This is a genomic window from Paenibacillus sp. P5_B5 (genome assembly GCF_056400365.1).
Genome location: NZ_JBFULK010000005.1, coordinates 468,512 through 478,772, shown reverse-complemented (window position 1 = coordinate 478,772; position 10,261 = coordinate 468,512). Strand labels below are relative to the sequence as shown.

General features: G+C 39.2%; 14 protein-coding genes. 8 read left to right on the top strand and 6 right to left on the bottom strand.

Going from position 1 to position 10,261, the window contains the following annotated elements:
* Window positions 1-303: 303 nt before the first annotated feature.
* Window positions 304-654 (bottom strand): phage holin family protein, encoded by a 351-nt coding sequence (locus AC1DOK_RS09995; protein WP_477554109.1) that lies wholly within the window; start codon window positions 652-654, stop codon window positions 304-306.
* Window positions 655-970: 316 nt separating this feature from the next.
* Between AC1DOK_RS09995 and AC1DOK_RS09990 the strand changes: the two genes are divergently transcribed.
* Both AC1DOK_RS09990 and AC1DOK_RS09985 read left to right on the top strand, forming a co-directional pair.
* Entirely contained in the window at window positions 971-1,525 is a 555-nt protein-coding gene (locus AC1DOK_RS09990) for a hypothetical protein (protein ID WP_477554108.1), read from the top strand.
* Between the two features lie 133 nt (window positions 1,526-1,658).
* Complete coding sequence (locus tag AC1DOK_RS09985; RefSeq protein WP_477554107.1) at window positions 1,659-2,513, top strand: hypothetical protein; 855 nt, start codon at window positions 1,659-1,661, stop codon at window positions 2,511-2,513.
* A gap of 184 nt (window positions 2,514-2,697) precedes the next feature.
* Here the strand turns inward: AC1DOK_RS09985 and AC1DOK_RS09980 are convergent, their stop codons facing one another.
* Both AC1DOK_RS09980 and AC1DOK_RS09975 read right to left on the bottom strand, forming a co-directional pair.
* Entirely contained in the window at window positions 2,698-3,699 is a 1,002-nt protein-coding gene (locus tag AC1DOK_RS09980; protein WP_477554106.1) for a polysaccharide biosynthesis protein, read from the bottom strand.
* Window positions 3,700-3,727: 28 nt separating this feature from the next.
* Complete coding sequence (locus AC1DOK_RS09975; protein ID WP_477554105.1) at window positions 3,728-4,351, bottom strand: DUF1796 family putative cysteine peptidase; 624 nt, start codon at window positions 4,349-4,351, stop codon at window positions 3,728-3,730.
* Between the two features lie 295 nt (window positions 4,352-4,646).
* On the opposite strand from AC1DOK_RS09975, the gene AC1DOK_RS09970 reads away from it, so the two are divergent.
* The 5 genes from AC1DOK_RS09970 (at window position 4,647) to AC1DOK_RS09950 (ending at window position 8,673) form a co-directional block, all read left to right on the top strand.
* Window positions 4,647-5,861: a glycosyltransferase family 4 protein gene (locus AC1DOK_RS09970; protein WP_477554104.1), complete on the top strand. Its 1,215-nt coding sequence runs from the start codon at window positions 4,647-4,649 to the stop codon at window positions 5,859-5,861.
* Window positions 5,861-6,469, top strand: a complete 609-nt coding sequence (locus AC1DOK_RS09965) for a hypothetical protein (protein WP_477554103.1) — start codon at window positions 5,861-5,863, stop codon at window positions 6,467-6,469. Before AC1DOK_RS09970 ends, AC1DOK_RS09965 begins: the two co-directional genes overlap by 1 nt.
* Window positions 6,466-7,374: an NAD-dependent epimerase/dehydratase family protein gene (locus AC1DOK_RS09960; RefSeq protein WP_477554102.1), complete on the top strand. Its 909-nt coding sequence runs from the start codon at window positions 6,466-6,468 to the stop codon at window positions 7,372-7,374. The genes AC1DOK_RS09965 and AC1DOK_RS09960 overlap by 4 nt, the downstream gene beginning before the upstream one ends.
* Window positions 7,375-7,833: 459 nt before the next feature.
* Complete coding sequence (locus AC1DOK_RS09955; protein WP_477554101.1) at window positions 7,834-8,352, top strand: DUF3231 family protein; 519 nt, start codon at window positions 7,834-7,836, stop codon at window positions 8,350-8,352.
* Between the two features lie 30 nt (window positions 8,353-8,382).
* A complete protein-coding gene (locus AC1DOK_RS09950; RefSeq protein ID WP_477554100.1) occupies window positions 8,383-8,673 on the top strand; it encodes a WGxxGxxG family protein in 291 nt (96 codons plus the stop codon).
* Between the two features lie 166 nt (window positions 8,674-8,839).
* Here AC1DOK_RS09950 and AC1DOK_RS09945 read toward each other — a convergent pair whose 3' ends face one another.
* On the bottom strand, window positions 8,840-9,040 hold the full coding sequence (locus AC1DOK_RS09945) for a hypothetical protein (RefSeq protein WP_477554099.1): 201 nt from the start codon (window positions 9,038-9,040) through the stop codon (window positions 8,840-8,842).
* A gap of 47 nt (window positions 9,041-9,087) precedes the next feature.
* Entirely contained in the window at window positions 9,088-9,300 is a 213-nt protein-coding gene (locus AC1DOK_RS09940; protein ID WP_477554098.1) for a hypothetical protein, read from the bottom strand.
* Window positions 9,301-9,442: 142 nt separating this feature from the next.
* On the opposite strand from AC1DOK_RS09940, the gene AC1DOK_RS09935 reads away from it, so the two are divergent.
* Window positions 9,443-9,712 carry a hypothetical protein gene (locus AC1DOK_RS09935; protein WP_477554097.1) on the top strand — a complete coding sequence of 90 codons (270 nt, stop codon included), beginning with the start codon at window positions 9,443-9,445 and terminating at the stop codon, window positions 9,710-9,712.
* Here AC1DOK_RS09935 and AC1DOK_RS09930 read toward each other — a convergent pair.
* Complete coding sequence (locus AC1DOK_RS09930) at window positions 9,677-10,246, bottom strand: manganese catalase family protein (RefSeq protein ID WP_477554096.1); 570 nt, start codon at window positions 10,244-10,246, stop codon at window positions 9,677-9,679. The two genes, AC1DOK_RS09935 and AC1DOK_RS09930, sit on opposite strands and share 36 nt — an antisense overlap.
* Window positions 10,247-10,261: the final 15 nt, after the last annotated feature.

The window sequence follows — 10,261 nt, the reverse complement described above, 5'->3', positions numbered from 1 at the left end:
TTGACCGCCTTCAGTTTGAATTCTTCTGTATATGTTTGAAATGATTGTCCTTTTTTAGCCATAAAAATATCCCCTCCAAGAGTCACTCCCAACCCTCATGATAACATGACGGTTTTTTTTGAGTGTCTACTTAAAGGGGATAATACCACCTGTAGATACAGATGTCAGCTACCTCTAATACCCCATTGTTATAATCTGCGAAAATGATTCGAATTTTTCATATCTACTTTGTGTTCTTATATTGTTAATTTTTGACACAAAAACCCACACTTTTTCAAATGCGGGTTTAAGTATACGGTTTTGTTAATTTTTTTCCTTGTTTCGACCTGCGTCGAAGGGGGTTGGAACAAATAAGTCGATTATCCCGATTACCAAAGCCGCAAGTAATGCACCGATTACCGATACACTTACTCCACCTACTACGAATTGAGCAAGCCATATAAGCAATGCGCTGACAATAAAACCAACTATACCTCTACCAAGCGGTTTAATTCGCTTGCCGAAAATCGCTTCTACTACCCAACCGAGTAACGCGATTACAAGAGCTAAAAATAATGCTTTCCAGAATCCGCCCACAGAAAAGCCCGGCAAAATCCAACCCACGATCATCAAAACAAAGGCAGAGACAATAAATCTAACGATATGTCCAATCAACACATACTCCCCCTTAAATGGATTATTATTAAATTACCCACTGAACATCAAGAATATACTAAATTAAATTTTAATTTTTAAAAATCTTTATAGGTGTAACAAACACGCTATGGAAATCCCCGCAATATTAGTGCGTTTTTCATTTGGTAACTTTCGCCTTCAAATAATAAGTAGGTGACCTCTAGGTCAATCACATCTTTTCTAGTTAAGACCTTGGGACAGGAAAGATGTCGGTATAAATAATTTTATTGACCACATACTACTTCTTGTGCTTTAAACAATAAATTAGAGAATTTACTAGGAGGTAATAAACAAAATGACAACAAAAAAAGGCGAAGTTGTTATAAAAACAGCAACAGCAACTAATGCAACTAATACTACAATGGCAGAAGAAATCGCGGAAACAGTAAAAATGGAACTGGCCAATGAATTATCTCCTTTAGAGAACCAACTTAATCAAATGCAGCAAATTTTGTCCCAAGTTCAAACACCATCTTCTAACCAAAGCTCCAATTCGGCTAAATCTTCTCAAAGTCAACAGCAACTTGGTCAGCTTGTTAGTCAAATGAACCAATTCAGCACTCAAGTTCAAAACCAACAAAAGCAATCAATTCAGCAACTTCAACAATCTATTCAACAAGCTAGTCAAACATTGAATCAAGCTAATCAAACAGTTCAATCTTTTCAGATGCTAAATCAAATGCAACAGTTAATTCAGCAATCCCAAAATCAAGCAAGTCAAATGAATCAGCAGGCTTCGGCTTCTGGTTCCCAAGGAAATCAAAATCAAGCAAGTCAGATGAACCAACAATTTAATGGCCAAAGCAATATAAATCAAGAAAATCAAACAAATATGAATTCACTACAATAATACAAAAAATATACAAAAAATGGGGGTTTCGTTGTTACGTAACCCCTTAATAAAAGAAAGGTGTATGTATATTATGCTTATATTATCTCTTCTTATTATATTAATAATCGTCGCAATTATATGGGGAGGATATTTGAATAAACGCACATCTATTGATACTAAAACACATAAGCAAAATTTTGGACAAACAGTAAATATGGAAGCCGCAGCAGAAAATTTTCATCCAATCGAAGAGAGGCAAGAAGCCTTTTTAAATCACAAAATTATTCCTATTGCTAATAGAAATATTAATCAAACAAAAAATTATAATGAATTAAAGAAAGAAACTCAAATAGAATTACAAAAAAAACCAGACGAAATTCAAAACATAAAAAAAATGCTAAAACAAGTTCAAGTAAGTCTACAAATTCATGAGGAAATTCATAAAGAATTTCAACAACTTAAAAAACAAAATCAGAAGATCCTTCAAGTAAACCAAGATATGCTTAATAAAATAATTCAAAAAAACACCAGCGAAGTTTCAATAAAAAAAGAAATTCAATCAGTATCACAAAAAAATCTAGACGAATTCCAAAGTCTTCACATAAAAATGCTAGAACAAATTCAAGAAATTTCAGAAGAAGTTAAGAGTGATAAAAAAGTAGCTTTAAAAATTCACGAAGAAATCCATGAAGAATTTCAACTTCTTCAAAAACAAAATCAGAAAATCCTTCAGGTAAACCAAGAAATGAAAAATAAAATTCAAAAAAATACGAAGGAAATTCCAAAGAGCACCTCAATAAAAGATTTATCTCTAGATCAGCAGTTAATGAAAATAGAAATGACAGAAAATCAGATTCAAATCGATTTGTTTAATGAATTGACAAAACAATTAGATGAAGCTCAAAACGGAATCGAACAGATTATTACGCATCTAAATGTCGTGGACTTATTGAATCATATAGAAGCTGAGTTTATGAATACTTATAATCAATACAGCAATTCGTAACTACCTGATATTTGGGATTAAATGTTCATAACTAAAAGGCTGCACTGTGGTAGCCCTTTACTAAAGTTAACAAGCTGACACCGATTGAGCATCGGCGCCAGCTTGTTGCATAGGGCTTTTTTCAATGTCCACTAAATGGGATCTTGTCAGTCAAGCTTAGTGTATGAGTCCGGAAAACATGTTTTCAATACGCCCACCGATTGTCATGCAATATTCCTCCCTTAAGAAGCATCTGTTTGATTTCCTTTTTGGTCATGAGAACGTCATTGGAAGTATTGGTCTTTGTTCCAACAGGAGGATAAATAGAATAAAGGTCTTTTAACTCGGGATTTTCGAACGTAGGAAGAACGACAATAAACTGCTCATATTGCACCGAATGTTGAATTTCGTATTCGGAAATGAGAAGCTCATGAATTTTTTCCCCAGGTCTTATGCCACGTTCCACTCTCCCGACATTGCTCTTTCCAGATGTTTCGATCAGCACATCAGCTAGATCAAGGATTTTACAGGCCCGCATGACCATAACAAAAATTTCACCGCCTTTTCCTTGTATAGCGGCTTTAATCAGCAGCTCGGTCACTTCTTGCTGCGTCATGAAGAAACGGGTCATCCTATTATCTGTAATGCCTACTTCATTCTTCTCTTGAATTTGCTTCATAAACAAGTGGAGCACACTGCCGCTGGTTCCCAGAATATTTCCGCCTCTAACGCAAATAAACTTCGTATTTGTGTGCAAATGATTCGATAAAATCATTAACTTTTCCCCGATCGCTTTCGTTATACCGTAAAAGTTGCTAGGGTCCGCCGCCTTATCGGTGGACATGTTAATAACCTTTTTCACCCTATTCTGCAGGGCGGCTTCAATGACATTTTGCGTGCCGATCACATTTGTTTTTAAAGCTTCGATAGGCTGTTCCTCGCATACTGGAACATGCTTGAGCGCGGCTAGATGAAATACATAATCGATGCCCTCGCACGCCTTCAAGAGCGCTTCTTTGTCGCGGATATCGCCGATACAAAAGCACAATCTAGCATCATCGAAGGCTTGTTTCATAGCAATTTGCCCTGCTTCGTTCCTTGTATAAACGACAATTTTTTGGGGATTGTACGTAAGCAACTGACGAACAAGTTCATAGCCTACAGAGCCTGTTCCACCAGTAACCAAAATATTTGATAGTGTCAACATGCATTTCACCCATCCTACATTTTTATTTTTATATATGGTGAATACCCTCAAGTATCATTTTCCAGAAATGATCGTTACTTACCCATTTGTCTTGGTTGGGAAGCTGGAGGGCACACACTTTATCCAATGGCCAGTCCAATTCTACAATGCCGCTAACGGGAGCGTGGTTAATGAGAAGAATTCGAAAATCATTCCGGACAAGCCCCGATAATACTACTTGAAGGTCGTACACATCCTGAAAGTTCCCTTCCGTTCTGACAAAAAGAGAAGATTGGCAGTGGTCAGTCTTTTCCAGAAAGCGCTGAATGCGCCGATCAAATTTTTGTTTTACTTCAGGATAGGTTGCCAAGTGGGTGTACGTGTTGTGAGCTTTGGAAAAATCATGGTTGGAAAGAATATGATAAACATTGTCCGATACAAGCAGCATCTCTTCGTTAGCATCTCCGACCAAACTCAAGTTCTCCAATTCCATAAAGCCAATAAAGTTGTTCATCAGAAGTCGATTTACATCAGACAATTGTGGCGATCCCATCCAATCCAACACGCCGGAATATGGCCGTAAATTATTTTTTTTAAGCTGGATGGAAGCCAGACAAAGATCTCCCAAACTGAAAATAGCATCGTAATTCCCTTTTAGTTCCGCAAGTCTCATAGCTTTATCTCCTTTCTCGTATATTTTGCATTTACCGCACCTTTCATTTCACTTTCCGTAAAATGGGTTCATTGTTGTAAATCCATTATAAAAAGGCATCCTCCTAATCTCTTATTATTTCTCTTTATTCATGCAATTCTATTTGATTCAGGATGCTAGGAAAGTGTTTGGACTAGAGTTCTATTTGAGAAACATATCTCAATTTTTGAAATGATTGACTAGTAGCCCGAACTAATTCTCTTTTTTTCAATAAGTTATAGATTGTACGAGAAAATTAATAGGAAGGGAGAAAACAATGAAAATACTTCTTGCGACTTACTGGCCCGTTCCGCATGTTGGAGGGGTATGGCCGTTTATGGTGCAGCTAAAAAACAAACTAGAAACTATGGGGCATAAAGTGGATATGCTCGGCAATGGGGACGACGCTACTAACTCTTTTATTTATTTGGTGAACCAAAATCGAAAGCTACAAAAGGACAAACTGCTTCCGCTGCTCAAAGCGAAGTTGAATCTAACTACTTATCCGGTTCTCTATGCAAATCCACTAGTCAACTATGCGGAATTTCAGAGATATATGTTCGAATTGGCTGCCGCTTATTTCAATGTCGATGACTACGATGTGATTCATACGCAAGATGTGATTTCCAGCACTGCAATCGCCCGAGTTCGTCACCAACACACTGCGTTGGTAGCCACCCTGCACGGATGCGTTGCTAATGAAATCAGGCAAATAAAGCATCCGACAAATTTTATAGCTCACGCTTATTACGATGCGGTTGAGCATATTGGAGCCACTTCCCCAGAGTTTACTCATGTTGCCAACCAGTGGCTTAAAAACATGTTGACAACTGACTATAATGTGCCCTCCGAACAAATGAAGATGTTTCCTTATGGATTCGATGTTGCCGCTTTCGAAAAACGAATGAAGACTAAAACAGACTTAGAACGCCCTTCCGGTAAGAAAGTCATTATCTTCACCGGACGTCTGGTAGATCTAAAGGGGGTTCATCATCTTTTATCCGCTCTTGGCAAATTAAAGGAAAAACGTAAAGATTGGGTCTGCTGGATTATCGGAGAAGGGGAGAAAAAAGAGGAGCTTCTGAAACAAAGTAAAACCTTAGGGCTTGAGAAATATGTCGTGTTTTGGGGGAAACGGGACGATATCCCCGCCCTGCTCCGCATATCCGATATCTTTGTGTTGCCCAGCATCATTGAAAACCAGTCCGTGTCTTTAATAGAAGCGCAAATCGCTGGTAAAGCAGTCGTCGTCAGTAATTCAGGAGGTTTGCCTGAGATGGTTGAGCATGAGGTTACAGGTCTAATTACTCCTGTAGGAGATGTGGATGCTTTATGCCGCAGTTTGGATAAATTGCTGCAAAACGAGGCTCTTCGAAAAAAGCTGGGTAGCAACGCACATCAATGGGGCAAAGAGCATTGGTCAATAGACAATATGATGAATCAATTGCTGAAGTTGTATGAAGCCGCTATTGCGAAAAGGAGAATGGGGTAATGCGTATGCAACGGTTTTATGTTTTAATCAGACGTTGGGTGCGTGACTGGTATCAAGCATTTCGTTTGATGCCTACTTGGGGATATATGCAGCTGCTTTATGATTCGTACTTCAAGAAAAATAAATCTTATGATGTTGATGGAAACTTATATAACTTTCTGTTTCTTTCACCGCCGCCGAGCCTTGATATTTTAGTAGACAGAAGAGTGTGGGATCGTGCCGCAGAAAGATTGCCAGAGGGCTATTGCATTCCCGACAAGGGAATGCTCGATGTTCTGCTGCCGATGGCTGGGGATTATTACGGCACCCTTTTTTCCAATTCTTTGCCGATGTGGGGCGTCTACGTGGACGGTTCGGTTTGGAAGCGTACCAAAGCTAATCTACCGGAACAATACATCATCCCGGATCCCTCATCAATCCGGATCTTGCAGCCGATGACCGCGGCTGACTATGATTCACTGTTCACCGCACGGGTAAACACACCCGGAATTGTACTCGATGGTAAGGCTTGGGGTCAAATCGCTGACGTGCTGCCGCAAGGTTATCGTTTACCCGATCCCGTAACTCTCGATGTCCTGAACAAAAATAAACGGGTGGTGGGAAAATGAAAAAGGCTGTTGTGACCGGTGGAGCTGGATTTATCGGCTCGCATCTCGTAGATAAACTTGTGGATACCGGATTTGAAGTTCACGTGATTGATGACTTGCAATCTGGACATTTATATCACGTCCATCCGCAAGCTATTTTTCATAAGGAAGATGTTCGAAGTAAAGAGAGCAAAGAAATAATTGTAAAGGAAAAACCGGATGTCGTATTTCACCTGGCCGCGCAGGCGGACGTGCAACGGTCCATGAACGACCCGTGCTATGATGCAGACGTCAATATTATGGGAACCATGAACCTGCTTGAGGCTTGTCATGCGGCTTCCGTTAAAAAGCTGGTTTTCTCATCCACCTCTGGCGTTTACGGAAATTTGCAGAAGGACCTGATCTCGGAGGAAGACCCTGCCTCCCCCATTTCCTATTATGGTTTGTCCAAATGGACGGCAGAAGCGTATATCCGCATCTTTTCCAAGCTGCATGAGATCCCTTTTACAATTCTTCGCTACGGCAACGTTTACGGTCCCAGGCAAATGCCAAAGGGAGAAGGAGGGGTGATTGCGGTCTTCATAAAAAAAATCAAAAACGGGTTGCCCATACACATTCATGGGGACGGCGAACAAACGCGCGACTTCGTATTTGTGAATGATGTCGTTCAGGCCAATATCGCTGCGATAAACTTTGGACTTCGGGAGACTTTTCATATCAGTACAGGTCGTAGTATTGCTATCAATAATTTAGTCCAAATACTGAAAAAGATACACGGTTCTGAGATTGAGACTCGTTACGTGCAGGCCAGAGAAGGTGATATATTCCATAGTTGTCTAGACTGCAGGAAAGCATTCCGCCAGTTACAATGGCAACCGCAAGTGGACATTACGAATGGATTGTTAGAAACTTTTAACTTTATATAAGACGGATTGTAATATGAAGTGCGACAGATAAATTAAACACTGACAGACATAAGTTCATCATGGCACACGGATCGTAGGCGCGTATCAGAACTATTTAGACTTTAAAACGATACCTCTGAAAAGTATTTATTTAATAATTATTGGTAACTCTAAAAGGTGTTAAATTGAATATCAGGGGGATTTTATGTTTAAGTCTATATCTGAAATCAAACTGAGACAACCTATCAAATGTAGAGGGTGTATATGGGGAAATTGGGATGGATTGCAACAGTATTGCCCTAAGTCATTATGTGTTAAAGAATCGTTAGTTGAACAAACAAAAAAACAAATAGTCGCGCAAGCAGTCAGTAATTCCCTATAATGATGGTCGCAGATATCAGTTATAAATAAAGTGAATAACAGTTTAGGATAAGGGCATTATAACCATCAATTAACACCAACTAACAAGGAGTTGTAACGATGGGAATTTTAAGTGGTAATTCGAAAGATGAACCTATGCACTTTGGAGAAATTTATAATCTTTGGCAATTTTCAACGGCAGCAAAAGGTTGTATTTCAGCGAATCGTTTGTATTACTATCACGTAGGGGATAAGAATTTAAAAAAATTATTAGAAGACATCATTAATCAGGCTGAACTTGAGGTTAGTGAATGTGATGCAATACTTACTCAAAACGGAATTGCCACAACGCCTGTTTTACCTGAAAGACCTGAAGCTAAGCTTGAAGATATTCCTGTTGGAGCAAGATTTACAGATCAAGAGGTAGCTGTTATTGCGGCTGCTGATTTAGCTGTTGGTTTAGTTGGATGTAGCTCAATCATGGGTACATCAATTAGAGAAGATATTGGTGCATTATTTGCTAAGTATCACACAACAAAAGCGGCTCTGGGCTTAAAAGTTTTGAAAATGAGCAAAGATAAAGGTTGGCTAATCCCACCACCACTGCAAGTTAAAAGACCTGAGAGGCTAGAAGAATAATTATATTTTTTTAAAAATGGAGGTACTAACATGAAAAAGATATCAACAGTAATGATGTCTATACTATTAGTTCTGTTCCTTTCAATACCTGCATTTGCAGAAGGAGAGCCTGCAACAAATATAGATATTTCAAGCGTGGGCTCAACAAGTGCTACAGGCTATACAAATTACGATGGCACGGGAACAACAAATAATATGAACACAAATAACACAAGAGCTTATGCAACTAATGACAATAGAAGTAACTGGGGATGGTTAGGGCTTCTTGGTCTGTTTGGACTCGCCGGGATGAGAAACAGATCAAGAGAACGCGAAAAATAAGTTACTACAAATGAATCGCCTTATTTACCACCTCTACATTAGTAGAATGGTAAAGTCCTTTATAACCAACAAAATCCCTTAGACTATTTATACTATCTTTACCGCTAATCCTAACCTCTAAAAACAGACTGTACGAGTATTCGCGACAATCTGTTTTTAGATTTAATTATGCTTGCAGCTTTTCGTTAATTGGAAGACCAGCAATGACTTTCTGTTCCAATTCTGTGCAGAAAGATTCAAATAGCGATTCTGTTGAAATATCTTCAAAGATAAAATTTTTAGTTAAAAACTCATACCAGATACGATCAAACGTATTCGTATCACTATAAGCGTTGCCTACTACAAATGTACGGTTCCACAATTTCATTTTGAATGCTTCCAGTTCAGTGCATCGCTCCAGGTTAGTGTTTCCGTTCATGCCACATTATCGCCAGTTATACTTTGTTCCTCAGATGTTTGAACTCTTTCATCCATTATTTTTTTGAAATGCTTTGCCATTTCCATGTGATGAGCTTTCAATTGTTCATGATAATGATACATCTTCATATGCCAATCATACATTTGCCTCCAATATAAATGGTGGTCATTAGTGTACATTGGCATTACGTAATGCGTAAACGAATTCATCCTTTTATCATGCCTCCTGGTTATCACAGATGTTAGAACTTACAACATCAGTCTACGGAGAGATACCCATCTATAACACGGCACTTACCTAATTAAAACAGCCCAATTAAAACTTACGACACTATCTTACTTTAAACTGTTCTTGAATGCTCAAGTTCAACAGAGAGATGGCTTGCGTAAGATTGCTGATGATGTGCTTGTGGAGCAGCAAGTGAGGGATTATATACTATTTTGTAACCAGAATCAATTTCAGAAGAAATTAAACAACCGCTCCCCGGTTGAATACCGGGAAACGGTTGCCGCATTAGGTGTCTTTTTTGTTCAGTCCACTTGGCAGAGGTATGAACCTTACCGGGCCTTCTCTTCTTTCCCTAACTCAAAAAATCTTCTGCGCACTCCGATCCTCTTTTAATATTTCCACTGCTTCACGGAAGCGAAGCGAATGCACAATCTCACGCTCACGTAGAAACTTCAGCGAATCTTGCAGATCAACATCATCCGTCATATCGATTAGCCACTGGTATGTAGCCCTTGCTTTCTCTTCTGCCGCGATATCCTCATACAAGTCAGCAATGGGATCTCCCTTGGCCGCAATATAAGATGCTGTCCATGGTACACCGCCAGCATTCTGATAGAATAGAGCTCGATTATGATTCGCATAATGTGCGCCTAATCCCGCTTCAACCAATTGATCAACGGTTGCATCCTTCGTTAGCTTATAGACCATTGTGGCGATCATCTCAAGGTGAGCAAACTCCTCCGTTCCGATATCCGTAAGCAATCCAATTACTTTATCAGGAATCGAATAACGTTGATTGAGATAGCGCAGCGCTGCTGCAAGTTCACCATCCGCCCCCCCATACTGTTCTATCAGGAACTTCGCCATTTGTGGGTCACATTTGGACACACGAACGGGATATTGCAGTTTTTTTTCATAAACCCACATTATTTAACCTCCCAC